This is a genomic window from Nocardioides ginkgobilobae (assembly GCF_054781275.1).
In genome coordinates, this window is record NZ_BAAGUS010000025.1 from 1 (window position 1) to 23,729 (window position 23,729).

23 protein-coding genes are annotated in these 23,729 nt (G+C 67.1%); 7 read left to right on the forward strand and 16 right to left on the reverse strand.

From position 1 onward, the window contains the following. Nucleotides 1-245: 245 nt before the first annotated feature. On the reverse strand, nucleotides 246-1,439 hold the full coding sequence (locus ACYVID_RS17040; RefSeq protein ID WP_300641462.1) for a cytochrome P450: 1,194 nt from the start codon (nucleotides 1,437-1,439) through the stop codon (nucleotides 246-248). 140 nt (nucleotides 1,440-1,579) lie between these two features. On the opposite strand from ACYVID_RS17040, the gene ACYVID_RS17045 reads away from it, so the two are divergent. Continuing rightward, nucleotides 1,580-2,257 carry a TetR/AcrR family transcriptional regulator gene (locus ACYVID_RS17045; RefSeq protein WP_300641464.1) on the forward strand — a complete coding sequence of 226 codons (678 nt, stop codon included), beginning with the start codon at nucleotides 1,580-1,582 and terminating at the stop codon, nucleotides 2,255-2,257. On the opposite strand, the gene ACYVID_RS17050 is transcribed toward ACYVID_RS17045, so the two are convergent. After that, complete coding sequence (locus tag ACYVID_RS17050; protein ID WP_300641466.1) at nucleotides 2,166-2,783, reverse strand: TetR/AcrR family transcriptional regulator; 618 nt, start codon at nucleotides 2,781-2,783, stop codon at nucleotides 2,166-2,168. The genes ACYVID_RS17045 and ACYVID_RS17050 overlap by 92 nt on opposite strands. 187 nt (nucleotides 2,784-2,970) lie before the next feature. Between ACYVID_RS17050 and ACYVID_RS17055 the strand changes: the two genes are divergently transcribed. Both ACYVID_RS17055 and ACYVID_RS17060 read left to right on the forward strand, forming a co-directional pair. Beyond that, nucleotides 2,971-4,023 carry a BtrH N-terminal domain-containing protein gene (locus tag ACYVID_RS17055; protein ID WP_460739109.1) on the forward strand — a complete coding sequence of 351 codons (1,053 nt, stop codon included), beginning with the start codon at nucleotides 2,971-2,973 and terminating at the stop codon, nucleotides 4,021-4,023. Continuing rightward, nucleotides 4,020-4,694, forward strand: a complete 675-nt coding sequence (locus ACYVID_RS17060; RefSeq protein WP_460739111.1) for a transglutaminase-like domain-containing protein — start codon at nucleotides 4,020-4,022, stop codon at nucleotides 4,692-4,694. The genes ACYVID_RS17055 and ACYVID_RS17060 overlap by 4 nt, the downstream gene beginning before the upstream one ends. A 24-nt stretch (nucleotides 4,695-4,718) precedes the next feature. On the opposite strand, the gene ACYVID_RS17065 is transcribed toward ACYVID_RS17060, so the two are convergent. Beyond that, complete coding sequence (locus ACYVID_RS17065; protein ID WP_300641472.1) at nucleotides 4,719-5,426, reverse strand: lysophospholipid acyltransferase family protein; 708 nt, start codon at nucleotides 5,424-5,426, stop codon at nucleotides 4,719-4,721. 205 nt (nucleotides 5,427-5,631) lie between these two features. Between ACYVID_RS17065 and ACYVID_RS17070 the strand changes: the two genes are divergently transcribed. Next, nucleotides 5,632-6,093 carry a PaaI family thioesterase gene (locus tag ACYVID_RS17070; protein ID WP_460739140.1) on the forward strand — a complete coding sequence of 154 codons (462 nt, stop codon included), beginning with the start codon at nucleotides 5,632-5,634 and terminating at the stop codon, nucleotides 6,091-6,093. 1 nt (nucleotide 6,094) lies between these two features. On the opposite strand, the gene ACYVID_RS17075 is transcribed toward ACYVID_RS17070, so the two are convergent. Beyond that, the gene (locus tag ACYVID_RS17075; protein ID WP_460739113.1) at nucleotides 6,095-6,775 is read right to left on the reverse strand and encodes a TetR/AcrR family transcriptional regulator; all 681 of its coding nucleotides are present in this window, start codon (nucleotides 6,773-6,775) and stop codon (nucleotides 6,095-6,097) included. Nucleotides 6,776-6,926: 151 nt separating this feature from the next. On the opposite strand from ACYVID_RS17075, the gene ACYVID_RS17080 reads away from it, so the two are divergent. From ACYVID_RS17080 to ACYVID_RS17090, 3 genes are all read left to right on the forward strand, one after another. Then, a complete protein-coding gene (locus tag ACYVID_RS17080; protein ID WP_300641505.1) occupies nucleotides 6,927-8,048 on the forward strand; it encodes an acyl-CoA dehydrogenase family protein in 1,122 nt (373 codons plus the stop codon). A gap of 120 nt (nucleotides 8,049-8,168) precedes the next feature. Continuing rightward, nucleotides 8,169-9,557, forward strand: a complete 1,389-nt coding sequence (locus tag ACYVID_RS17085; protein WP_460739115.1) for a WS/DGAT/MGAT family O-acyltransferase — start codon at nucleotides 8,169-8,171, stop codon at nucleotides 9,555-9,557. An 89-nt stretch (nucleotides 9,558-9,646) separates the two neighbouring features. Continuing rightward, nucleotides 9,647-11,350: a GMC oxidoreductase gene (locus ACYVID_RS17090; protein ID WP_460739142.1), complete on the forward strand. Its 1,704-nt coding sequence runs from the start codon at nucleotides 9,647-9,649 to the stop codon at nucleotides 11,348-11,350. A 57-nt stretch (nucleotides 11,351-11,407) separates the two neighbouring features. Here ACYVID_RS17090 and ACYVID_RS17095 read toward each other — a convergent pair whose 3' ends face one another. From ACYVID_RS17095 to ACYVID_RS17150, 12 genes are all read right to left on the reverse strand, one after another. Beyond that, nucleotides 11,408-12,235, reverse strand: a complete 828-nt coding sequence (locus ACYVID_RS17095) for an SDR family oxidoreductase (RefSeq protein ID WP_300641481.1) — start codon at nucleotides 12,233-12,235, stop codon at nucleotides 11,408-11,410. Nucleotides 12,236-12,248: 13 nt separating this feature from the next. Further along, nucleotides 12,249-13,757, reverse strand: coding sequence for an aldehyde dehydrogenase family protein (locus tag ACYVID_RS17100; protein WP_460739117.1), 1,509 nt, complete (start codon nucleotides 13,755-13,757; stop codon nucleotides 12,249-12,251). 91 nt (nucleotides 13,758-13,848) lie between these two features. After that, nucleotides 13,849-14,802: an ABC transporter ATP-binding protein gene (locus ACYVID_RS17105; protein ID WP_460739119.1), complete on the reverse strand. Its 954-nt coding sequence runs from the start codon at nucleotides 14,800-14,802 to the stop codon at nucleotides 13,849-13,851. Nucleotides 14,803-14,888: 86 nt separating this feature from the next. Continuing rightward, complete coding sequence (locus ACYVID_RS17110; protein WP_460739121.1) at nucleotides 14,889-15,431, reverse strand: hypothetical protein; 543 nt, start codon at nucleotides 15,429-15,431, stop codon at nucleotides 14,889-14,891. Further along, nucleotides 15,428-15,883 (reverse strand): hypothetical protein, encoded by a 456-nt coding sequence (locus ACYVID_RS17115; RefSeq protein WP_300641489.1) that lies wholly within the window; start codon nucleotides 15,881-15,883, stop codon nucleotides 15,428-15,430. The genes ACYVID_RS17110 and ACYVID_RS17115 overlap by 4 nt, the downstream gene beginning before the upstream one ends. 80 nt (nucleotides 15,884-15,963) lie before the next feature. Next, nucleotides 15,964-17,277 carry an MCE family protein gene (locus tag ACYVID_RS17120; RefSeq protein ID WP_460739123.1) on the reverse strand — a complete coding sequence of 438 codons (1,314 nt, stop codon included), beginning with the start codon at nucleotides 17,275-17,277 and terminating at the stop codon, nucleotides 15,964-15,966. Beyond that, a complete protein-coding gene (locus ACYVID_RS17125; RefSeq protein ID WP_460739125.1) occupies nucleotides 17,277-18,482 on the reverse strand; it encodes an MCE family protein in 1,206 nt (401 codons plus the stop codon). The genes ACYVID_RS17120 and ACYVID_RS17125 overlap by 1 nt, the downstream gene beginning before the upstream one ends. Next, nucleotides 18,479-19,684 carry an MCE family protein gene (locus ACYVID_RS17130; protein WP_460739127.1) on the reverse strand — a complete coding sequence of 402 codons (1,206 nt, stop codon included), beginning with the start codon at nucleotides 19,682-19,684 and terminating at the stop codon, nucleotides 18,479-18,481. Before ACYVID_RS17130 ends, ACYVID_RS17125 begins: the two co-directional genes overlap by 4 nt. Beyond that, nucleotides 19,681-20,664, reverse strand: coding sequence for an MCE family protein (locus tag ACYVID_RS17135; protein ID WP_460739129.1), 984 nt, complete (start codon nucleotides 20,662-20,664; stop codon nucleotides 19,681-19,683). Before ACYVID_RS17135 ends, ACYVID_RS17130 begins: the two co-directional genes overlap by 4 nt. Then, nucleotides 20,661-21,701 (reverse strand): MCE family protein, encoded by a 1,041-nt coding sequence (locus ACYVID_RS17140; RefSeq protein WP_460739131.1) that lies wholly within the window; start codon nucleotides 21,699-21,701, stop codon nucleotides 20,661-20,663. The genes ACYVID_RS17135 and ACYVID_RS17140 overlap by 4 nt, the downstream gene beginning before the upstream one ends. A gap of 1 nt (nucleotide 21,702) precedes the next feature. Beyond that, on the reverse strand, nucleotides 21,703-22,863 hold the full coding sequence (locus ACYVID_RS17145) for an MCE family protein (protein WP_460739144.1): 1,161 nt from the start codon (nucleotides 22,861-22,863) through the stop codon (nucleotides 21,703-21,705). Between the two features lie 5 nt (nucleotides 22,864-22,868). Next, nucleotides 22,869-23,729 (reverse strand): MlaE family ABC transporter permease, encoded by an 861-nt coding sequence (locus ACYVID_RS17150; protein WP_460739133.1) that lies wholly within the window; start codon nucleotides 23,727-23,729, stop codon nucleotides 22,869-22,871.

Sequence of the window (23,729 nt, forward strand, 5' to 3'; positions counted from 1 at the left end):
TCGTACAAGTCGACGGCCTGACGACGGAACTCCTCGGAGTAGTTCTTCCTGGCCATGATTCCTGGATCATCTCGCTTCCCCAGCAGGTGCTGGATTCAGCGTGTCCAAGAACCAGGGTCAGGCCCCCTTTCCATAGACGTTAGGCAGACGACGACGAACCGACCGGGTGAGGCGCCCGGCTGGACTCCGGTGGCGCCCCGCCACTGGTGTGATCGGACTTCGCGACGTCTGACCTCGGCGTCTGATCAGTGGCCCCGCACGGGCTGCACGGGGAGCGAAGCAAAGCCACGGATCGGCCCTGACTGCAGCCGCTCCGCGGCACCCAGGTCGACCTCCCAGTCGCGGTGTCGCGTCACCAGGGCGGTGAGTGCTACGCGTGCCTCGAGCCGTGCAAGTGAGGCCCCGAGGCAGAAGTGGACACCGTGTCCCAGTGCCAGCTGCCGCTCGGTGCTGCGATAGATGTCGAACTTGTCAGCCTCGGGGAACACCCGATCGTCTCGATTGGCCGAGCCGTACAGGAGCAGTACGACGTCTCCCGCAGCGATCGCCTGGTCGTGCACGACCGTGGGTCGCGTGATCGTCCGTGACAGCCCTTGCACCGGCGAGTCGAAGCGCAGGAGCTCCTCGACGGCACGCGGCATCAGGTCTGGTGCATCCGCAAGCTCATGGCGCGCACCATGCTCGGCCGAGAGCACGACAAGACTGTTGGTCAGGAGGTTGGTCGTCGTCTCGTGCCCAGCCACAAGCAGGAGCAGGCAGAAGCCCAGCAGCTCGTCCTGGGTCAGGCGCTGGCCGTCGACCTCGGCACCGACCAGGGCGCTCATCAGGTCGTCACACGGTCGCGCCTGCCGTTCGGCGAGGAAGGAGCGGAAATAGTCGTAGAGGGAGGCGGCAGCCTCGAGTGCGCCACCCCCCCGACCGTCGTGGGGTGAGGATTGGACGAGCTGGGTCGACCACCGGCGGAAGCTGTCACGGTCCTCTCGCGGAACACCGAGCAGGTCAGCGATGACGATCGCCGGCAGCGGGCCGGCGAAGGCTGCCACGGCATCCCACGTCGGGTGATCGTCAGCGGCGTCGAGCAGGTCCTGCACGAGGTCGTTGACACTGGGCTCGAGCGAAGCGATGCGGCGCGGGGTGAAGGCTCGGCTGACGATGCGGCGCAACGCCGTGTGCCGAGGCGGGTCCGTCATGATGAGCATGGGCAGGAAGAGGTCGGCCATGTCAGGCGCCCCTGCCGTGGGGAAGACTCCCGACGCCGAGGAGTAGGTCAGCGGGTCCTGGAGCGCGGCCGCGACGTCGTCGTACCTGCTGAGGACCCAGCACCCGGACTTCTCGCACCAATAGAGGGGGAACTCCTCCCGCAGAGCCCGGTAGATCGGGTACGGGTCGGCTATCACGGCCGGGTCGAAGGGGTCGTAGTCGACCGACGTCCTGCCCACGGGACACGTCCTCGTCATCGTTGCTCCCTGGAGCAAGTTGGACACCATATTTGGACTTTGAGTACAACATAGGATGGGTCCCGCCGTCGATCCTCACGCCGTCAGGGGATGCCACCGAACACCGCCCGCAGGGAGCGCCCATGGCCAGGAAGCTGCCGTCGAAGATCGCGAGCCAGCTGTATGCTGCGGCGGAGCTGATCGCGGAGCGCGGACTCGAGGCGACGCGCATGGACGACATCTCCGAGGCCACGGGCATCCCCAAGGCGACCTTGTACTACCACCTGGAGGGCAAGAACGCCGTCCTCGAGTTCTTGCTGGCCGACCTGCTCGATCTCATCGGCGGTGCCGTTGCCGTAGCTGCGTCGGGCGGTGGCACCGCATCGGAGCGGCTCCGCGCCGCGATCTCCGCACAGATCTCGGTCATGCTCGAGCACCCGCACCTGTGTCAGGCCCTCGTGGGCGACCTGGGTCGCGCCACTCGCCTGCCGGACCTGGCTCTCGCACTCGAAGCCGCTTTCCTCAGTCCCATCCAGCACCTCCTCGAGCAAGGCGTGTCCGACGGCTCACTACGTCCGGTCGACGACCCAGCCACGGCAGCATCGAGCATCTTCGGGGCGGTCACCATGACCGGCTTGAGCGTCACGGCCAGCGGCCATCGGGTGCGTGCCGCCTCGGATGCGGCATCGCTGTCGGAGTGGGTCTACCGATTGCTGGCGGAAGGAGTCGTTACCAACCCTGGGGTTGACGCAGGCTCGATCGCGTCGAGGCATCTCGGCTCGACGTCACCAGACCCAGGTACCGCAGCCCCACCTCCGTGATCTTCTGCGCCGTCTGGCCCCTGGACATGGTGGGCAGTGCGAGGTGGCTGACCGTGAGCCGGACCAACGCGTCAGCAATGTCTGCGACCTCGTCGCCGTCGACACCGGAGACGTGAACCGAGAGCCAGTTCGCCAGGGACACCGAAGCGAGCTCGAGGAGCTGGGCGGAGGTCGTGAGGAGAGGCAGGATCCCCGTCGAGGCACCTGCCTCGTCATCTCGGCTCGGGATCAAGACGGATCGCAACAAGGGACTCCTCTCGGCCTCGTCCAGGACGTACGCGACAGACGCCCCCAACGCAGCCGCAGGGTCGGTCCCCTGGAGGGCTAGGACACCGTCGATGCCTGCGATGAAGCGCGACGCCTCCCTCAGTACGACAGCCTCGCCCAACCCAGGCTTGTCACCGAACTCCTTGTAGAGCAGAGCGCGCGAGATGCCGACCTGTTCGGCGACCTCACCCATGCGCACACGATCCCATCCCCGTTCCGCGATGAGGTCGTGAGCTACCTCGAGCACCTCCTCGCGCACACGGGCCCTGTAGCGCTGACGCATTGGCGAGGCGGACACCGAGACAGAATAGCGACAATGTCGGATCGAGGATCTCTGTCACTGCACGCAGCCCATGACAAAGCTTGTGCCAATGCCTACGATCTGGACAATTGAGCCCTACTGTCTACCGGGAAGCGCCAACGTGGTCCTGACAAGCAACATCTCCATGCTCGACTACCCTCACCGCCGCGGCGGGCACTGCGGCTCGGGCGCTATGCGTGACCTCCTCGAGTGGGCCGGCCTCGGCTGGGATGGCCCACCGGACGAAGGCCTGGTCTTCGCGCTCAGCGGCTCCCTGGACCTCTCCTACGTCAGGGACACGACACTGATGCCTCCGGTCTACCTGGTCGGTCGCGGCGGCGATCTCGAGACCGACCTGCCCCGCCGACTCGGAGCTCGGGTCTCGGTGCACGCCACCGACGACGCGCACGACGGATGGGCCTTGGTGCGCGAGGCCATCGATGACGGCCGCCCCGCACTGGTGTGGGCGGACATCGCCGAACTTCCCTACCTGCGGGTTCGCCTCCAGATGAGTCGCCACGACATCGTGGTGATCGGCTACGACGACGAGCGGCGAGTGGCGCACGTGGTGGACAACGACCGCGACGACGTCCAGCTAGTGCCGTACGAGGCTCTTGCGCGGGCGCGCGCATCCCAGGGGTTTCCCGTCCCCACGCGCCACACCTACTTCGACATCACCTGGCCCGACCGTCTCCCCGACCTTGCGTCGGCAGCCGCCGAAGCCTTCTCCCAGTCGGCCGCCGCGATGTCCTCCTCGACCGGCCCCTCGATCGTCAGCGACCGCCCGTCCGCCGTCGGATCCACCGGACTGGCCGCTGTGGATCTCTTCGCCGAGGACATCGCCGGATGGTCGGAGGTCTTCGACGACGACGTCCTCGACCTGGTCCTTCATGGCCTGAGCGCATTCATCGAGAAGGCCGGTACGGGTGGCGGGCTCTTTCGTCGACTACTCTCCGCCGGCGCCGCCGACGTAGCACGCCTCACCGGGGACTTGCGAGCCCACGAGGTCGCTACCGCCGCTCATCGCAGCGCCGAGAGGTGGTCGCTCGTGGCGTCGCTGGCGCGCCAGGAGGGCACGGCACAAAGCCGGCTCGACGCGGCTGCCTCTGCGGCTGCCACTCTGCCTGAGCTGGAGCGAGAGCTCGTCAGCGCTCTCGAGGCCGCCGGCACCTCGACTGAACACCGGTCTGGCTCATGAGCGGCGACGCACCGCACGTGGACGAAGCGCTCGCTCCGGGTCACTTCGTGGACAGCGATCACGCGGACGTACGTGCCTTCACGGAGACGGTCCTCGGAGGGGCGCAGGATCCTCACGAGCGCATCCGCCTGCTGTTCGCTGCGGTCCGGGACCACCTGCGCTACGACCCCTACAGCGTGACCGCAGATCCCGCCGACTACCGAGCCAGTGCGATTCTGGCCGGCGGACCAACCTGGTGCGTACCGAAGGCGGTTCTCCTCACGGCGTGCTTGCGCGCCGCCGGCATCCCCGCGATGTTGGGCTTCTCGGACGTGCGCAACCACCTCAACAGCGCGTCCCTCCTGGAGCTGATGGGGACTGATCTCTTCGTCTTCCACGGCTGGACCGCGACCCACGTCGACGGCGAGTGGCGCAAGGGGTCCCCGGCGTTCAACGCCGAGCTGTGTCGTCGCTTCGGGGTGGCACCCCTGGACTTCGACGGCACCCAGGATGCCCTGCTCCACGCCGCCGACGGCGAGGGACGCCGCCACATGGAGTACGTCCGCGAGCGGGGCACGTACCTCGATCTGCCCTTCGACACCGTGATGACGACACTCGTGGAGACCTACGGCCCTGCCATGATGCGCCCGCACCGCGGCAAAGCCCCCGAGGATCCGGCGTTCCGTCCGTAAAGACGGGGTGGCGCACCGGCACGGTCAATGAGACCGAGCCGGCTCACCGCTGAGCTCTCGCACCATGGAGGCGAGCGCCTCCTCGAGCCGACCGAGGCCGATCTGTACGGCGCTGACCGGATCCCGCTGCCTGAGGTCATCGAGGCGAATGGGTTCACCGACGGCGATCACGACGCGGGTCCGGCGACCGAGGTGAAGTCTGCGGCTGTAGGCCGGCAGGATCGCCTGCGCTCCCCACTGCGCCACGGGCACAAGCGGGACCGAAGCCTCCAGGGCGATCCTGACCGCACCGGACTTCATCGACATGGGCATCCCGTCCGGACGCCGCGTGATGGACCCTTCGGGGTAGACAAGGAGCAAACGGCCCTCTCGGGCTGCTCTCACCGCGTCGCCGTACGCTCCCTGCCCTGCGTCGCGGTCGACCTCCACATGCCCGGCGGCACGGAACCACCACCCGACGATCGGCACTCGGAAGAGCGCATTCTTGGCTAAGAAGCGCGGTACGCGGCCGTGCGCCAACAGCATTTCTGCAACGAGCAGCGGATCGATGTGCGAGACATGGTTGGCCGCCATCACGGCGCCGCCGGATCGGGGGATGCGATCAGCGCGACGCCAGTCCGCCTGACGCAAGGCGACGAGCGCTGGCTTGCAGACGATGAGGGCGAGCCACCAGGCGCCACCGAACTTCTCGCGCCTCGCGAAGCGACTTGACAAGGCAGACCGTGAACCCATGACCCGTACGGTAGACATTCTCGACCTCCGCGTCTGCCCCGCAACAAAGATGTCATGATGTCTATCGCACGCCGCATACCGAAAAGGATCCTTTGCCATGACTGACGCATCACGTGAGGTCGACAAGACGCCACACGACGACCCGCGCGCCATGGCGGACCGATCCCGGCACCCGGGTTCGTCGCTCGACATGTGGCTCCGATCGATGGGGCGACCCGAGCCGAAGCCTGGGGGGCGACTGCCCTCGCACTCCCCTACCTGCGCGGGTTGCGGCAGGGACAATCCCGCCGGTCTCGCACTGGAGGTCGACGCGACGGAGGCCGGGGTGAGCGCCGTTCATAGGTTCGACCACCGCCAAGAGGGCGCTCCGGGCATCACCCACGGTGGCCTGGTGGCGGCAGCATTCGACGACCTCTTCGGGTTCCTGCTGTACCGCGTGGGCGAACTCGCGGTCACCAGGACCCTGACCGTGGACTACCTCCGGCCCGTACTGCTCGGCGTGGACTATCACTTCACGGCGACCGTCCGCGAGCGAGCGGGACGACGACTGCACGTGGAGGCCGCAGCGACCCAGATCGACGGACCTCAGGTGGCTGCGGCACACGCCACTTTCATCATCGTGGACGTCGAGCACTTCGCCCAGGGACGCGCCTCTCTTCCTCAGTGACCTACTCCACGACGAACGGCGCCAGCTCGGCGTCCGGATCCAGATCGATACCGCGATCGGCGAGAGCGTCGTGCAGCAAGAGCAGGACGTGCCGCGACAGTCGCTTGGCCATCGACTCCAAGGTCTCGTCGCGCTGGTCGAGCCACCAGATGATGGTGGCGTCGACCAGGCCCATCACCCCGACAAGGATTCCCTCGGGAAACGTGCTCGGCGCGGCGTTGGTATAGCCACGCGCCGCCTCTGCGATCTCGTCCAGCAACCGCGAGCGCCCCATGCGGGCCCGGTGCAGGGTCCGGCTCTGCCCACGTGCCGCCAGGAAGCGGTAGAGGTGAGGATGGCCATCGGCCCAGGTGGCGCAGGCAAGGACAAGGCCTTCCACGACATGCGACGGCGTCCCACGCCGGGTCAGGTGCGGCCTCAGGCAAGAGTTGAGGTCGTGGGCAGCCAGTCGCACGACTTCCGCATCGAGGTCATCCCGACTGGAGAAGTATCGGTACACGTGCGGCCGCGGTATCCCGGCCCGCTCCGCGATCGTCGCTGTACCCGCATGTGGACCCACCTCGTCGACGACCTCGAGTGCGGCCTCAGCCACCGCCAGCCGCCGAAGGGCACGGTTGGCGTCGCCGCTCGAGGAGGACCGCCGCCGGGACGTGGAGTCCACCCATCGTCCCACCTCGACCATGGGCGCAGCCTAGGCCGACGTGCGACAGAGGTCGACCACGATGCGGACGCATGCATGGAACACCTTGTACCCCCAGAAAGGAGGTGGTGATATTGGTACATCCTGTACCCAAGCACTGAGAGCCTTCGTGATGACCCGACGCCCGCCCTGGATGAACGCCGACCTCGACGACCTGCGCGACCTGGCACGCACGTTCTGCGAGAAAGAGATCAAGCCGCACATCGAGACGTTCATCGCTGACAAGCATGTCGATCGGCAGCTGTGGAACCGCGCCGGCGAGGTCGGTCTGCTATGCCTGTCCATCCCCGAGGAGTACGGCGGCGGCGGCGGAACCTTCGCCCATGAGGCCATCCTCATCGAGGAGCAGGCACGAGTGGGCGACAGCTCCTGGGGCGCATCGCTCCACAACGGCATCGTGGCGCACTACCTGCTCGCCTACGGCACGGAGGAGCAGAAGCTGGAGTGGCTGCCCAAGATGGCGTCCGGCGAGGTCGTCGGAGCTATCGCCATGACCGAGCCCGGAACCGGGTCGGACCTGCAGAACATCAAGACCAAGGCGCTGCGCGAGGGCGACGAGTACGTCGTCAGCGGTTCGAAGACCTTCATCACCAACGGTTCGCAGGCCGACCTCGTGCTGACCGTCGTGAAGACCGACCCCGACGACCGCGCAGGCGGCATCTCCCTGATGCTGATCCCTACCGACACTCCGGGCTTTTCGCGAGGGCGGGTCCTGGACAAGATCGGGATGAAGGGACAGGACACCTCCGAGCTGTTCTTCGACAACGTCCGTGTGCCGACCACCCACCTTCTGGGCTTGACGGAGGGCCAGGGTTTCGTCCAGCTCATGCAGCAGCTCCCGCAGGAACGACTCCTGGTCGCGGTGTCGAACGTCGCGGCGATGGAGTTCTGCTTGGCCGAGACGCTGACCTACGTTCGCGACCGCACAGCCTTCGGTCGACCGATCTGGGGGTTCCAGAACACGAAGTTCAAGTTGGCCGAGGTCGCAACCGAGGCCCGGGTGGCCCGCTCCTTCGTGGACGAGTGCATCCAGCTCCATGTCGGAGAGGGGCTCGACATCCCCACCGCCGCGATGGTGAAGCTGTGGTGCTCCGAACGCGCACAGCGAGTGGCCGACACCTGCCTCCAGCTGCACGGAGGCTACGGCTACATGAACGAGTACCCCATCGCGCGCATGTGGGCCGACATGCGGGTCTCCCAGATCTACGCCGGCAGCTCCGAGATCATGAAAGAGATCATCAGCCGGTCGCTGTGAACGCGGCGGGGCTCGACGTTGTGCGCCGGGCCCCGCGCGGCTCCCGAATGTGGGTCCAGAGCACAAGACCTCGGCGCCTCGGGCGTGTCATCGTCGAGGCTCTCGAAGGACGGGAGTCACATGGGTCAGCCGGTCGGCCTCATCGGTCGCGTCTTCCTTGCCGCCGACAGTCCGCGCACGATGCTGCACGTCGCCGCACTTCTGCGCTTCTCCCCTCCTCCGTCTCCCTCGCCCCGCTACCTCGCCGACCTCGCGGACGAGGTCCGCGCCGAGCTCGCCGTGGCCAGCCCGTGGAACCTCAAGCTCGTGCGCCCTCGCCTGGGGCTCGGCATGGCGCAGCAGTGGGAGGTCGACCACTCCATCGACCTGGACTACCACGTACGCCGATCCGCCCTTCCCTCTCCCGGAGACGAGCGTGAACTGGGCACCCTGGTCTCACGTCTCCACGGCCGACAGGTCGATCTCTCCCGCCCGCCCTGGGAGATGCACCTCATCGAGGGTCTCGATGACGGCGGGTTCGCCATGTTCGTCAAGATGCACCACGCGCTGGTCGATGGCTACACAGGCATGCGGTTGCTCCAACGAAGCCTCTCCACCGATCCCAGTGACATGGACTCGCCCATCCTCTTCGCTCCCCACCGCCCCCCACGACAGCCCTCCCCTGCGGTTCCTGGAAGCGGTGCAGCCGAGCCGGCGCGGCCCACACCCCTGCAACGCACCCTGAGCTCCTCGAAGTCCCTGACCTGCGCTGTCGCCCAGACCGTCTCACCCCTGGGCCGACCGCACCTGGTCCGGCCGTACGAAGCACCCCGGACCATCTTCAACACCCGGATCGGGCGCAGCCGCCGCTTCGCGACCCAGCAGCTGGACCTCGATGCGGTGCGGACCCTCGGCAGGGAGCATGGCGCGACGGTCAACGACGTCTGCCTCAGCCTCGTGGGCGGCGCACTGCGTACCTACCTCAGGGACCTCGATGAGCTGCCCACCAGGCCCCTCATCGCACTGGTGCCGATGAGCACCCGACCGGAGGGGGATCCGGGAGGGGGCAACGCCTTCGGCGCCGTGCTCGCCTCCTTGGGCACCGACATCGAGGAGCCGCTTGAGCGTCTGGAGGCGGTGACCGCCTCCATGACCGCAGCGAAGTCGCAGGTCGCGGGGATGGGTCAGCTCGCCGCCGTCGGCTACACCTCCCTCCTCGCAGCCCCGATGCTGGCCCAGGTGGGGCTCGCCGCGGTCGGCGCTCCCTTGCCGGGCCCCTTCAGCTTCAACCTCATCGTCAGCAACGTCCCCGGCCCGCAGGAGCCCCGCTACTTCCGCGGCAGCCGGCTCGAGGCGATGTATCCCGCCTCGCTGCAGATCGACGCGGCCGCCCTCAACATCACCCTGCTCTCCTACGCCGGGGCGCTCAACATCGGCTTCTCCGGAGACCGGGACGCCGTCCCGCACCTCCAGCGACTCGCCCTGGGTCTAGCCCAAGCATGGGAGTCGCTCCGGTCTGCCACGTCGTGAAGAGTCGACACCGCAACGTCTGCACCCATCTCCTCTCGACGAAACTCCCGCTCGTGATCGAGCGGATCATGGAAGGAACAACCTCGAGCATGACCACCCAGCACTACGACGTCCTGATCATCGGCTCCGGTTTCGGAGGCTCGGTCAGCGCTATGCGCCTGGCGGAGAAGGGGTACGACGTCGGCGTGCTCGAAGCGGGCAAGCGGTACGAGACCAGCGACTTGCCCGCGTCGTCGTGGGACATCCGTCGCTTCCTCTGGGCCCCCAAGCTCGGCTGCTTCGGCATCCAACGCATCCATCTGCTGCGAGATGTGGTCGTCCTCGCGGGCGCAGGAGTGGGAGGCGGCTCGCTCAACTACGCCAACACCCTGTACCAGCCTCCCTCAACATTCTTCGAGGACCCGCAGTGGAGGGACATCACCGACTGGCGGACCGAGCTCGAGCCGCACTACCAGACGGCCAGGCGAATGCTGGGTGTGGCACAGAATCCCCACGTGACGCCCTCCGACGAGGTTCTGCTCGATGTGGCGCGTGACATGGGGGTGGAACACACGTTCACGCTGACCCCCGTCGGCGTCTTCTTCGGCGAGCCGGGGACCGAGGTGCCGGATCCCTACTTCGGCGGAGCGGGACCGCGTCGCACCGGCTGCACTCAGTGCGGATCCTGCATGACCGGTTGTCGCGTGGGTGCCAAGAACACGCTCGACAAGAACTATCTGTACTTCGCGCAGGAGCGGGGCGCACAGGTCCACCCCCTAACCACCGCAGTGGACGTGCGTCCCCGGCCGGAGGGTGGCTACGTCATCGACGCGGTCCGCACCGGCAAGTCCACGCGTCGGCGCCGCAACCGTCAAAGGTTCACCGCCGATCAGGTGGTCTTCGCTGCCGGCACCTACAACACCCAGAGACTCTTGCACCGACTCAAGGCCACGGGCTCCCTGCCCCACATCTCCTCAAGGCTCGGGACGTTGACCCGCACCAACTCCGAGTCGATCCTCGGTGCCAAGTCCCGCGATCGTTCCAGCGACTACACGCGCGGTGTGGCGATCACCTCCTCGATCCACCCCGACGAGTTCACCCACATCGAGCCGGTGCGCTACGGCAAGGGGAGCAATGCGATGTCCCTGCTGCAGACCGCGCTGACCGACGGCGACGGGCGCGGACCTCGATGGTGGCGCTGGCTCCGGACGATGGCGACCCAACCCGCGCAGCTCACGTGGTTCAGCCCCCGGCGATGGTCGGAACGAACGGTGATCCTGCTGGTCATGCAGACGCTGGACAACTCGATCACCGTGCGTGCCACGAAGAATCTGCTGGGTCGTCCCTCGATCACCTCCGGTCCGGGACACGGCGCACCCAACCCGACCTGGATCCCGGTCGGCAACGAAGCGACCCGTCGCGTCGCGGAGAAGATCGATGGCGTGGCAGGCGGTTCCACCGGCGAGATCGCCAACATTCCCATGACCGCACACTTCATCGGCGGCTGCGCGATAGGCGACTCGCCTCGCACAGGCGTCATCGACGGATACCACCGCCTCTACGGGCACGACGGCATCTTCGTCGTCGACGGCGCCAGCATCTCCGCGAACCTAGGCGTCAACCCCTCCTTGACGATCACGGCGCAGGCTGAGCGAGCGGCGTCGTTCTGGCCGCGCAAGGGCGAGCCGGACCCGCGCCCGCCCCTCGGCGCTGACTATCAGCGCCTGGACCCCATCCCACCATCGCGACCGTGCGTCGTGTTCCCCGACTCGGAGGAGTCCCCCACCCCCACGGTGGGCGTGACACCGGCCTGAGACCACGCGGGGTCACGGCCGCCGTCCGGCGACCGCGACGCCGCGTGCGGCCGCGATTCAGCTCCGACTGACACGCTCGACGTAGGCCTGACGAGCAGCGGTGTCCACTCGGTCCAGGAACACGGTGTCCGTGCCCAGCATCGAGCCGAGGCGCGTCGCCACGCTCTCGGGGACGAACTTCATCGCGGCCACCATGGTGCCTGCCAGCTTCGTGACACGCACGAAGGGCTGCGGGCGCTCGATCAACGCGGCCGTGGCCAGGGCGATCTCCTGCGGCTCGGCGTTCCGCATGCCCTTGGCGCCACTGGTGCCCGACACCAGCTCGGTGTTGGTAAACGTCGGACGAACCGTGGAGAGGGTGACGCCGGAGCCGCGGTACTCCTGTCGAGCGGCCTCGGTGAAGCCGATGACGGCGAACTTCGTGCCGCAGTAGGTAGCCAGGCCCGGGACAGGCAGCTCGCCGGCCAGGGAGGCGGTGTTGATGATGTGCCCCTGCCGTCGAGGCAGCATCCGCTGCAAGGCCAGCTTGGTGCCGAAGATGACCCCGAGCACGTTGATCTCCACTTGCCGGCGCGTCACCGAGTCGGCCTCCTCATGCGCGTGCCCGGTCGGCATGACTCCTGCATTGTTGATGAGGACGTCGATGGGACCCAGCGCCTCCTCCGTGACGTCGAGGAAGGACGCGATCGAATCGGGGTCGGTGACGTCGAGGCGTACGGCGACGTCGATTCCCAGTTCTTCGGCGGCGATCTTGAGCTGCTGCTCGTCGATGTCGCCGATCGCGACTTGGTGTCCGCGGCGCAATAGCTCGGCGGCAGTGTGGTAGCCGATCCCGCGCGCTCCGCCGGTGATGGCGACGACACGGGGCGTCTTCGACAGTGTCATGTGCTCCTCCTTCTCAAAGACCGAGGCGCTGGCGCAGTCCGCGACCGGCGGCCAGGCGCAGCACTCGGCCGGCAATTGCCGTACGCCGGGCGGAGTACGGGTACCAGGTGAGTTCTTTGGTGGTGATCGGGATGCGGGGCTCCGTGATGGCCTGTACGCGGCAGTACTTGCGCAGGCCTTGGGCGCCGCCGAGGCGCGCCCCGAGACCGGAGGCCTTCCACCCGCTGTGCGGGAGCCCGACGGCAAAGAGGTTGCTGAAGACGTCGTTGATGTTGACCGCGCCGACGTCCAGCTGATCAGCGATGCGACGGCCTCGCGCCACGTCCCGGGTCCACACCGACGCCGAGAGACCGTACTCGGAGTCGTTCGCCAACGCGATCGCCTCTGCCTCGTCCGCCACTCGCATGATGGGCAGGGTCGGGCCGAAGGTCTCCTCGGTCATGCATGACATGGTGTGGTCCACGTCGACCAGCAACGTCGGGGCGTAGTAGTTCCCCCGAGACGCGCGCTTTCCCCCGACCAGGACGCGGGCCCCGGACTTCTGGGCATCACGCACGTGCCTCTCGACGGTGTCCACCTGATCGAGCGTGACCATCGCACCGACGTCATCTCGTGCTCCGGCACCTTGCTTGAGCGATTGGAGCACTGCCGCCACCTTTCGCACCAGTTCGTCGTACACAGCCTCGACCGCGTAGACCCGTTCGACGGAGATGCAGACCTGTCCCGAGTTGAAGATGCCACCCCACACGATGCCGTGGGCGGCCCGATCGAGGTCGGCGTCCTCGAGGACGATCGCCGCATCCTTGCCCCCGAGTTCCAAGCTGACAGGCTTGAGGAGTTCGGCGCAGCGTGCGGCCACGCGTCGTCCCGTCGCCGTGGAACCGGTGAACTGCACGAAGTCGACAGCCTCGACGACGGCAGCACCGGTGTCACCGGCTCCCACGACGTGGCGCAGGACCGGGGGCGCGCCGATCTCGTGCCACCCCTCGATGACGCGTGCGCAGGTCAAGGGGGTCATCTCCGAGGACTTCGTGAGCACTGCGCAACCAGCGGCCAACGCCGGCGCCGCGTCCATCAGGAACAGGGTGATGGGGAAGTTCCACGGGATGACGAGGCCGACCAGCGGATAGGGCCGGTAGCTTCGCGTGAGTCGCTTCGGCAGGCTCAGCAGACCACCGGAAGCTACCCGCTCGGGAGCGAGGAACTCCTTGGCGTGGTCTGCGTAGTACGAGATGAACTCACACGAGGCGGTCGTCTCGACCAACGCATCCGGCCGGGCCTTGCCCGTCTCGGAGATGAGCAGGTCGGTGAGCTCGTCGGTGTGCTCCAGGATCCATGTCCTCCAGCGTCTCAGCCAGGTGGCGCGCGCGGCCGGGCCGATCGCCTGCCACGCCTGCTGCGCCGAGCGAAGGTCCTCGGCGAGGGCGGCGACGCGGTGCTTGTCGTCGATCGGGACCGAGCGGAGCACCGCACCATCGGCCGGACGGCGGATGTCCAAGGTGGGCGGGGACGAGACGGTCATGAGCTTCTCCTGTGCTGGTGGTGAGGACGGACGGGGCGACGGAGCGTCAGGCGCGGTCTGCCCCGGGACTGGCCGCCTGGGCTGGCGACCCTCAGAGCGAAGAGCCAGCGAGGACGTCGCTCGCGAACGAGCCCGGAGGCGGGGTCACGCCGTGCTCGCGGCACCAAGCGCCGGGCTCCCGCTGGGAGCGGCGTGGGATGCCGTTCGAGGGCTCGAGCTGCAGCGGGATCGGCGGCAGCGGAGGCAGCTCCTGGTCGGCCTCGGCGGCCAGATCGTCGGCGTCCTTCTCCTCGGACATGCCGATCGGGCCGACCCGCTGGGCGTTGAGGAACTGACGCACCACCGGCTCCTCCGAGGCCAGCAACATCTCGCGCGGGCCGAACATGGCCAGGTGCTTGTGGTAGAGCAGACCGATGTTGTCGGGCACCGTGCGCGCGGTGTTGATGTCGTGGGTGACGATCAGGAACGTGGCGTCGATCTGGGCGTTGAGGTCGACGATCAGCTGGTTGAGGAAGGCGGTGCGCACCGGGTCCAGACCCGAATCCGGCTCGTCGCACAACACGATCTCGGGGTCCAGCACCAGCGCACGGGCCAGACCGGCGCGCTTGCGCATGCCGCCGGAGATCTCGCCGGGCAGCTTGTCCTCGGCACCGAGCAGGCCGACGAGGTCCATCTTCTCCATCACGATGGAGTGGATGTCGGACTCCGACTTCCTCGTGTGCTCGCGCAGCGGGAAGGCGACGTTGTCGTAGAGGTTCATCGAGCCGAACATCGCGCCGTCCTGGAACAGCACCCCGAACAGTTTGCGGATCTCGTAGAGCTCCTTCTCCGAGCAGGAAGCGATGTCGGTGCCCTCGATGATGACCGAGCCCTGGTCGGGCTTCAGCAGCCCGATGAGGGCCTTGAGCAACACCGACTTGCCGGTGCCGGACGGACCGAGCATCACGCTGATCTCGCCGGCCGGGATCGCGAGCGAGACGTCGCCCCAGATCAGCTGCTTGCCGAAGGACTTGCTCAGGTGGTCGACCTGGATCTCCACGCCCATGTGTTCTCTCCGTTCATGTGGTCTTGTGAGTCAGGTGGCACGTTGGTTCCGCTCTGATGAGTACGGTCGAGGCGACTGGCGAGCGATCAGCGGGTCTGAAGATCGGCGATGAGCCAGTCCGAGCCCACTCGTCGCATCGTCACCTCGACCCGGCTCCCACTGACGGCGGGGTCTGAGGAGTTTCGAGTGGTAGTGGACTGCGAGAGGAAAACCAGCACCACGACCTCGTCCTCACTCTCGACCTCGACGACGCCGGCGCCGTCGACGGTGGCCTCGGTGATGATGCGCCGTTGTGCGGCGGTCGTGCGTACCACCTCCTCGATGAGGGCGCCGTATTCGGCGGTGAAGTCCCCCGTCGTCTGCGCCAGAGCATCCTCGAGGTCCTCCTCGAGCGTGGCGAACCGATAACTGAGCAGTTCGGGCAGGCGTTCGCGGGCCGCTTGGAGAGCTTCCGTGGCTGCCTCTTCGCGGTCCGACAGCTCAGCAGCCTGCCACGCCGGGACGGCGGCGCCGACGCTGGTCAGGACAAGGAGGACGAGAAGGACCGGCAGCAGGCTCGGCCTCCGACGCCGCGGCTCGGCCGCGTCGTCCCTGGCCTCCTTGGTCGACGCTCGAAATGGCCATCTCATGCCACGAACCTCAGAGCAGACACGAGCCAGTCGCCGTCAACACGGTCGAGCTGGACCTCGAGGCGGTAACTTCGTGGCTCGGGGCCGCTTGCGTTGCGATTGTCCACCGTTCCGAGGGCGGCGACGAGAACCGTGGCGCGCTCCTCGTCGAGGCTGGCGATGCCGGCAGAGACCACCTCACCAGTGGCCTCGACCTCGTTGTCGACGACTTCTTGGCGCAGACGATCAGCCTGGGCCCGCAGATCCTCCCGGAAGGAGGCCGTGGCACCTGCAATCAGTGCCTCCAGGTCTTCGTCCGTCGTGCGGGCGCTGATGGTGATGAGACCGAGCACCTCCTCCTCGGCAGCCGCGACCACGTCCTCTCTGGCCTGCTCTCTCGCCTGAGCATCACCCCACTCGAGTATCTGGAGGACGGCGACCGCGGTCACCGCGGCTACGAGGACGCCCAGCACCGCCCTGAGGACGTGAGCGGTGCGTGGGGTCCGACCGCCCCCGACCTGAGTCTCATCGACCGATGACTCTGTGGACGCCGTCATCGCACGCTCAGGGGCCCGAGCACGAGCGACCGCCAACCGTCCCGATCCGGCACGGCTTCTCCTTGCAGACCTCGAGCGAGATCCGAGCCACGGGATCCTCCGGCGCCCTCGGGCCAGACGCCCTCACCGAACCGAAGACCGCACGACGAAGGGAGCGGCCCTCGTCCTTCGCCCTGGGGGCAGGGCAGCAGACGAGCGCCCCTCACCGACTTCGGGTCGTCGTCAGGGACGGTGCAATGGGCGAGCAGGTCGACATCCCGGAACGACTGGACCGACGGATCTCGACGCTGAGCAGCGGGCAGATAGCCCTGCGAGCAAGCGGGAGGGTTGTTGACGTTGGCACGCAGATCGAGGTTGACGTCGCCGAACTCAGCGCGCGGGTTGATCGCGCTCTGCAGACGCGCCACGGTCACCGGGTAATAGACCAGCCCTTCCTGGATCTGGGGCAAGTAAGTGTTGAGCACCTCGGCGTTCGTCGTCAGGTTGGTCACCAGGAGCGGCAGGGTCGGCTGGAGATCCGTCACGAGGTCCGTAGCCGAGTCCAGGCCTGCCGGCCCCTCCTTGAGAAGGGCCCGCAGATCGTCGTCACGCCCGGCCAGCTCGCTGGTGAAGGCGGCGAGGGACTGGGCGTAGCCGAGAGTCGACCCTCTCAAGGTCTGCTGGGTTCCCAGCACGGGTTGGGCAGTCCTGATGAGCGACGTCGTGACAGCCAATCTCTCCTGCGCCAGGGCCACGAGCTTCTCTGCGTCATCGATGGTGCCCGAGAGGTCCGGACCGCTACCACCGAGCCCTTCGTCGATCTGGTCCAAGACCCTACGCGTGCGGGTTTCCGGCACGGACTCCAGAAGCCGGTTCGCCGACTCGAGGACGGGCCCGATCTGCGGCATCTCGACCGTGCGCGACGCCGGGATGACGTCCCCTTCCTCGAGCCTGCCCGCCTGCTCCGCCCCCTCGACACGATCTTGTGGAGGCACCAGGTCGACGTACTGCTCGCCGATCGCCGACGTGCTGTGCAGCTCAGCCACCGCGTCCGCTGGGATCTCGTGCTCATTGTCAATGCGCAGCACGGCGACCGCGCCCAGCTCATTGATGTCCAGGCCGGACACCTCCCCGACCGCAACCCCCTGGTACGTCACGAGGGCTCTCGGGTAGAGGCCGCTCGCGTCCGCGTACTCAGCGCGCACCTCGTACACGCCGAAACCGAGCAGCGCCGGCACTCGGGCGTAGACCACGACAGAGAAGAACAGTGCCGCGACCGTCAGCACCGCGAAGATGCGCAATTGTCGCTTGATCAGAGTGGTCAGGGCCATCAGCAGTCTCCCAGCAGTCCGAGCAGGCACGGGCCGTCTGACTCGTCCGCGTCATCAGTCGGGGCAGGATTCGGCGAGGACGGCGGTTCAGGCGGCGTCGGATCGTCGCCCGCCTCCTGGCCGCTCTTCGGCGGCTGGAGAGGACCGAGGAGCGGGTCCCCGGATTGCAGGGCTGGGCCCTGGCTCGTGCCCAGGAGAAGGTCGACGAGGCTGCGCCGGGACACGTCGATCGTGGCGAAGAGGTTGGAGAAGTCACCTCGCAGGGTGTTCTCCGTCGTCATCGCCGGGAAGGGGATCGTGATGGCGATCTTCAGGGCCTCGGGGAGACGCGTTGCCGCCTTGCCCAGTTTCGTCAGGATCGGGCCGAGGGATGCCAGGTTGGCAAGGATCGCCTCCTGGCTCGCCTGGATCACACCCACGGCGCGAGTGCTGGCCCTACCCGACGTGGTCACCGCGTCGACCAGTCGCGCCCGTTCCTCTTCCAGGGCCTCCAGTCCGGGCCCCACCTCGTCGATCGCCCTGGCGATGATCTGCCGGTCCTCGGCAAGCCCACTGCTCAGACGCTCCAGGGACTCGAGGGCGCTGATGATCTCGCCCTTGGTGTTGTCGAGCACCGCCAGCAACTCGTTGGACCTGTCGACGAGGGCGCGCGCATCGACCTGCCGTCCATCCAAGGCGGACGTCAGTTCCCCGGTGATCGTGCTGATCTGGGAGAGTCCGCCGTTGTTCAACAGCAGTGCCACGCCGGCGAGCACCTGTTCCGTGCCGGGCGCCTGTCCGGTGCGCTCGACTGGAACTTCATCCCCCTCGGCCAGCAGGTCCGAGGGCTTCGCGTCGGAGGTCTGCCCCGGGACGACCTGCACATACTGCGCCCCAAGGAGGGTCTTCTGTCCGATGGAGAAGCGAGCGTCTCGATCGATCTGAACCGAATCGAGGAGACGGATGTCAGCCACCGCCTTCCAGTCCTCGACCCTGATGGCAGTGACGGTCCCTACGACCACGTCGTCGAGGAGAACCTGCGAGTTGGGCACGAGGTTTTCCACCGACTCGAAGGTCACCGAGACGCTGTAGCCGTCGGATCCGGTCGCTACTTGCCCGGGCAGGGTGTTCTCGTTGGGCTGCAGTGAACAGCCGGTCACCAGAAACAGCGACACCAAGCCCGCTGCCACGCCGGTCACGCGACTCCATCTCGTCATCACGTTCATCGATCGCTCCTGGTGCTTCCGGTGAGCAGACTTTCGAGTGTCTGGAGGAGGTCGATCTCGATCCCCGCGAGACCAGGCACGGGAAGGTCGTCCCCGTCGCCGGGCTCGCCCACGTTGATGCCGGGGACCAGACCTTGGTCCAGGCTGTCCAGCCCCAAGCTGGAAAGGATCGGCCCGATGAGGTCAGCACACTGTTCCGCGGTGCCCCCGGCACCGAGGATCGCCCCGCACAGCAGTTGAGGCAGGCTGTCGAGCGCGCTGAGAGTGGCTCGTCCCTTCAGGGCCGAACCCTCGACGATGTTGGCGAGGTTGATCAGCGCGTTGGTGCCGAGGTGCAGCGACCCGGCCAGCTCGTCGGAGCGGTCGGCGAGCGCCGCCGAGAGCAGGTTGACTCGCCTCACAGCCGTAGCGATGCCGGTCCCGTTGGCGTCGAGGAAGCCTCGGGCAGTGCGCAACGTCCCTGACAGGTCCCGCAGGACCGCGGTCAGGGCGAATCGGTTTCTCTCCAGGACCTCACCCACCGCATCGAGCTCTTGAGCGAATCCGCGCACCGCCTGGTCGTTGAGGGCCAAGGATCGGGTGAACGTATCGAGATTCTCCACGGTGGTGAACAGGTCGGACCGCGGATCCGACAAGGCCGCCGCGGACGTGCGGAGGCCGGCGATCGCCCGTCGCAGGTCGGTGCTGTTGCCGTCCTTCAGGTTCTTGTCCAGCGCGACCAGGGTGCGCGCCAGGGCTCCGCGCCGCTGGCCCCGTGGGCCCAGTGCCCCGGTCAGGTCGGTGAGTTGCTGCTTGACGTCGTCGAACGTGACGGGGACAGCGGTCTTCTCCAGCCCGATCTCGGCGCCGTCCTCCAACGTCGGTCCGCTCGTGTAGACGGGGTCGAGCTGAACGAACCTCCCACTCACCAGGCTCGGGGAGACGATCGCGGCGCGGGCATCGGCCGGGATGGGGTGATCGTCATCGATGGTGAGTTCGACCTCTACCCCATTCTCCCCCGGGGTGATCCGGCTGATGGTGCCGACCGGCACGCCCAGCACACGGACGTCGTCACCCTCGTAGAGACCCTCGGCACTGCTGAAGGTCACCTCGACGACGGTCTCGCCCTCGCGCAAGACGATGATCCCAGCGGCCACCAGCAGGCCGAGGACGAGCAGCACGGGCAGTCGACGGAACAGTCCGCCGAGCGTAGAGACGTTCACGGGAGGATTCCAGACAGGACAGGGGCGAGGGTGGCCGGATCGGTGAGGTTTTGGATGTAGGCGTCGAACCACGGACCTGTCGACGCAGCGTCACCGAAGGCGGTGGCATAGCCGCGGAGTCCTGTGATGGTGTCCTGGAGGGCTTTGCGGTTGCGGTTGAGCACGTCGACGATCTCATTCAGCTGGTCGAGTGCCGGGCCGATCACTTGCGCGTTCTCCCTGAGCACTGCCGTGAGTTGGCCTGCCAGGGATCGGGCACTTCTCAAGAGCTCGTCGATGATCTGCTGGCGAGCGTCGAGCTCTGAGAACAGCGACTCGCCAGCGGTGAGCAGAGACGCGATCTGCTCGTCGCGGTCGGCGAGGACGTCGGTCACCCGGGCGGCGCGGTCGAGCAAGGCAGACAACTGCTCGTCGTTCGCCGCGATCACCCGGGAGATGTCCGTGATGCCGCGCAGCGCCGGCCCGACCGAATCCTGCGAACCTTCCAGGACGCTCGCGGTCTGGTCCAACGCACGCTGGAGGGCCTCCTTGTCGATCTGGCCGCTCTCGGTCGTCAGTCGGTTGAGTGCGCTGGTGATGCTGTACGGCGACGAGGTGCGCTCGACGGGTATGACATCACCTGCTTGCAGCTCACCCGAGCCATGGGGCACTAGCTCGACGGCTGCACGACCCAGGAGGGTGGTCGTGACGATCCGAGCCTCGGTCTCCTCGCCCAGGACGACGTCGTCGTCGGTCAGCGCCAGGTCGGCAGTCACGGCGCCGTCCTCCAGCCTGACTTCTCGTACCTTCCCGATCTCGGCACCCGAGACCATGACCGAGTCCCCACCTCTCAGACCACCCGCTTCGGCGAACCTGGCCCCGATCACGTCGCTGTTGCCCACGAGAGGCAGCCTGTTCAAGTTCAAGCTCGCCAGGACCACGGCGGCGATGAGCACCGTTCCGATGAGGCCCCGGCGCGCCCCGCCGGTCAGCACGCTCATGCTCGGCACCTCTCAGCGTCGGAGTTGATCCACGGCGTCATGATCGGCGGACCTGCCACGTCGGTCTGGATACGGACACCGCAGAGGAAGAAGTTGAAGAAGTTGCCGTAGGAGCCCGCGTTTTGGAGCTTGCGGTAATGACGGGGCAGCTGGCGAAGAACCGCGACGAGCTCGTCCTTCTCCATGTTCAGGCCACGAGCGGCCACTGTCAGCGCGCGCAGATCTGGCGTCAGATCTCCCCGAGCATTCCGGAGCAGGTCCGAGGCGTCCCGGGCGAACTGGTCGATCTGATCGGCTGCGACCAGGATCTCCGTGTCCTGTTGATCGAAGCGCGTCAGCACGACGTCCAAACCGTCGATCAGGTTCCTGAGCTCGTCTCGGCGTCCGTCCACGGTCTGCAGGACCTCGTTCAGATTGCCGACCACCTGGGTGACCAGCTCTTCTCGCTGGGCGATGGCAGAGGTGAAGGAACCGATGCGCGTCGTGAGTGTCTCCACCGCCGACTCCTGGCCCTGCAGCACCTGCAGCAGCTGTTGTGACAGCTCGTTGACTTGTGACGGGTTGAGTCCGGCGAACAACGGCTTGAAGCCGTTGAGCAGCGTGTCCAGGTCCAGCGCTGACGCGGTGTTGGCCAGCGCGATCGTCTCACCGGGAGGCAGCTCCCGCCCGTCCTCTTGCGCGCTCGTGGCGAGCTGGACGATGCGGTCTCCGATGAGGTTCCGGTACTCGACTGTCGCGGTGGTGGTGTCTCGTAACGTGAGGCTCTCATCGACCTCTAAGGTCACGAGAACCGTGCTGTCGGGCTGTACCGCGATGTCGACCACCTTCCCAACCCGCACTCCTGCAGCGCGGACCTGGTCGCCCGTTTGCAGACCAGACACGTCCTGGAAGGCGGCCTTGTAGGTAGCCGTGGAGCCGGAGCGGTACTCGTCGGTCACTGCTGCGACCCAGAACGTGACCACGGCAGCGACCACGAGGAAGACAGTGAGCCGCACCAGGTTCGCTCGTTCGCGCGAGCGCTCAGGGCTGCTGGCCACGTCAGCGATCCTCCAATCCAAGGATCTCGAAAGGCTCGACGTCGTTAGACGGCGCGTTCTTGAAGGGGTTGACGCCGGTGTCGAAGGTCGGCCCGTAGGTGAGTGAGGCCTCTGCCGGGGTCACGTAGGGCAGACCGAAGCAGTTGGGTCCGCGATTCTCACCCAGGACCTTGAGGTCGGTGGCGTACTGGTACGGCTCCCGCCCGCGGACGACGTGCGTGAAGGTCGTGATGCCCGGGTTGGTTCCCCCCACGGCGATCTCGGCGAGCTCGTTGCCCTTGGCCAGTCCCTCGATCAGGCAGGGCAGCTCTGGGGAGTAGCGGGCCAGCGTGCCGGTAACGGGGTCGAGCAGCCGGAGCGACCGGCTGAGCCCAGGACCGCTCTCGCGCAGCAAGTCGTCCCCCTCGCTGCTGAAGGAGGTCAGGCTCAGCTCGAGCGCGCGCAGCGAAGCCTGCTGCTGCACGACCGTCTCCAGCGTGGTGGCTGCACCGTCCAACGTGGTGGTCAGATCCTCGCGAGCGAGGTCGTAGACGGCGGCGACATCGTCGACCCGGCGCAGGTCCTCACTGAGCGCGGGGAGCGAGGGATTGAAGGACGTCAGGTAGGTCTCGGTCAACGTGATGAGCTCCCCCAGGACCTCTCCTCGCTCATCCAAAGCCCCGACGACGGCGCTCAGTGCCTGGCTCACCTGAGCCGGCCTCGCCGCTTCGAGGACCCCCGTGAGATTGGTGAACGTCTCGTCGACCTCCACCGTCGTTGCCGTCGCAGTGATCACGTCCCCCTGCTCGATGGACTCACCATCCTCGTCTGCCGGCGCGGTCAGCTGGACGTACTTGGCACCGAAGGCTGTCGGGGGTACCAGCTGGGCCGTGACCCCGCGTGGAATCGAGTCGACCTCGTCAGGATCCAGCTCGAGGGAGATGTCTACCTCCTCCTCCCGGACCTCCACGGAGCTGACACGTCCGACCACCACTCCATAGAGCTTGACGGGCGCCCCGGCGTCCATCGTGATGCCTGCACGATCGGCCGTCACTCTCACATCCACGGAGCGAGCGAAGACACGGTTGTACTGCAGCAGAGTGCCGACGAGGACCGCTGCCACGATGATCACCAGGCCCAAACCAGCCACCACTTGCCTGTCGATGCGCACCGAGCTCAGCATCCCCGTCACCCCGCGATCCGGACGGAGGGCTGACCCCAGATGGCCAGCGCGAAGATGAGGTCCACGAACATCGTGGCGATCAAGGCGGAGCGGACGGCACGACCCACGGCCTGACCAACGCCCGCGGGGCCGCCGCTCGCCCGGAAGCCATGGAAGCAACACACGGACACGATGACCAGGGCCATGATGAGGACCTTGACCGCTGCCAAGAACAAGTCCGTGGGCACGAGGAACGTGTCGAAGTAGTGCTCGTAGGTGCCGGGGGCCTGACCGTAGCCGACCGTGACCACCAGGCGCGTGGCGAGCCAGCACGACATCAAGGCGATGGCGAACAGCGGCACCACGGCGATGAGACCGGCGATGATGCGGGTGGTGACGAGGAAGGGGATGGGCGGAACGGCCATCACCTCGACGGCGTCGATCTCCTCGCTCACCCGCATCGCGCCGATCTGCGCGGTGAAGCCCGCACCCACCGTGGCCGTCAGGGCGATCCCAGCGATGATGGGCGCGACTTCGCGTGTGTTGAAGTAGGCGGAGAAGAATCCCGAGAGCGCCGAGACCCCGATGTTGTCGAAGGAGGTGTAGGCCTGCAGACCTACCTCGATGCCGGAGGCGGCTGTGAGGAAGCCGATCACCAGCACGGTTCCGCCGATGAGGGCCAATGCGCCAGAGCCGAGCGAGACCTCGGCCAGGAGCCGGACGATCTCCTTGGGGTAGTGGCGGATGGTGCGCGGCACAGCCTTGTAGGCAGCGGCGTGGAACCCGAGCTGGTCACCGAGGTTGCGCAGGCCCCGGGTCGGCCGCCGGAGGAGACCGGATGCCCGTGGGCCCCGCCGTGTCCCCACCGGGGAGGCGTTCACCGCCAT

What these genes read in the sequence shown, in the direction of transcription:
- ACYVID_RS17045 (WP_300641464.1), top strand. Translation starts at nt 1,580, where the DNA reads ATGGCCAGGAAGCTGCCGTCGAAGATCGCGAGCCAGCTGTATGCTGCG.
- ACYVID_RS17055 (WP_460739109.1), top strand. Translation starts at nt 2,971, where the DNA reads ATGCTCGACTACCCTCACCGCCGCGGCGGGCACTGCGGCTCGGGCGCT.
- ACYVID_RS17060 (WP_460739111.1), top strand. Translation starts at nt 4,020, where the DNA reads ATGAGCGGCGACGCACCGCACGTGGACGAAGCGCTCGCTCCGGGTCAC.
- ACYVID_RS17065 (WP_300641472.1), bottom strand. Translation starts at nt 5,426, where the DNA reads ATGGGTTCACGGTCTGCCTTGTCAAGTCGCTTCGCGAGGCGCGAGAAG.
- ACYVID_RS17070 (WP_460739140.1), top strand. Translation starts at nt 5,632, where the DNA reads ATGGGGCGACCCGAGCCGAAGCCTGGGGGGCGACTGCCCTCGCACTCC.
- ACYVID_RS17075 (WP_460739113.1), bottom strand. Translation starts at nt 6,775, where the DNA reads ATGGTCGAGGTGGGACGATGGGTGGACTCCACGTCCCGGCGGCGGTCC.
- ACYVID_RS17080 (WP_300641505.1), top strand. Translation starts at nt 6,927, where the DNA reads ATGAACGCCGACCTCGACGACCTGCGCGACCTGGCACGCACGTTCTGC.
- ACYVID_RS17085 (WP_460739115.1), top strand. Translation starts at nt 8,169, where the DNA reads ATGGGTCAGCCGGTCGGCCTCATCGGTCGCGTCTTCCTTGCCGCCGAC.
- ACYVID_RS17090 (WP_460739142.1), top strand. Translation starts at nt 9,647, where the DNA reads ATGACCACCCAGCACTACGACGTCCTGATCATCGGCTCCGGTTTCGGA.
- ACYVID_RS17095 (WP_300641481.1), bottom strand. Translation starts at nt 12,235, where the DNA reads ATGACACTGTCGAAGACGCCCCGTGTCGTCGCCATCACCGGCGGAGCG.
- ACYVID_RS17100 (WP_460739117.1), bottom strand. Translation starts at nt 13,757, where the DNA reads ATGACCGTCTCGTCCCCGCCCACCTTGGACATCCGCCGTCCGGCCGAT.
- ACYVID_RS17105 (WP_460739119.1), bottom strand. Translation starts at nt 14,802, where the DNA reads ATGGGCGTGGAGATCCAGGTCGACCACCTGAGCAAGTCCTTCGGCAAG.
- ACYVID_RS17110 (WP_460739121.1), bottom strand. Translation starts at nt 15,431, where the DNA reads ATGAGATGGCCATTTCGAGCGTCGACCAAGGAGGCCAGGGACGACGCG.
- ACYVID_RS17120 (WP_460739123.1), bottom strand. Translation starts at nt 17,277, where the DNA reads ATGGCCCTGACCACTCTGATCAAGCGACAATTGCGCATCTTCGCGGTG.
- ACYVID_RS17125 (WP_460739125.1), bottom strand. Translation starts at nt 18,482, where the DNA reads ATGAACGTGATGACGAGATGGAGTCGCGTGACCGGCGTGGCAGCGGGC.
- ACYVID_RS17135 (WP_460739129.1), bottom strand. Translation starts at nt 20,664, where the DNA reads ATGAGCGTGCTGACCGGCGGGGCGCGCCGGGGCCTCATCGGAACGGTG.
- ACYVID_RS17145 (WP_460739144.1), bottom strand. Translation starts at nt 22,863, where the DNA reads ATGCTGAGCTCGGTGCGCATCGACAGGCAAGTGGTGGCTGGTTTGGGC.
- ACYVID_RS17150 (WP_460739133.1), bottom strand. Translation starts at nt 23,729, where the DNA reads ATGGCGGTGAACGCCTCCCCGGTGGGGACACGGCGGGGCCCACGGGCA.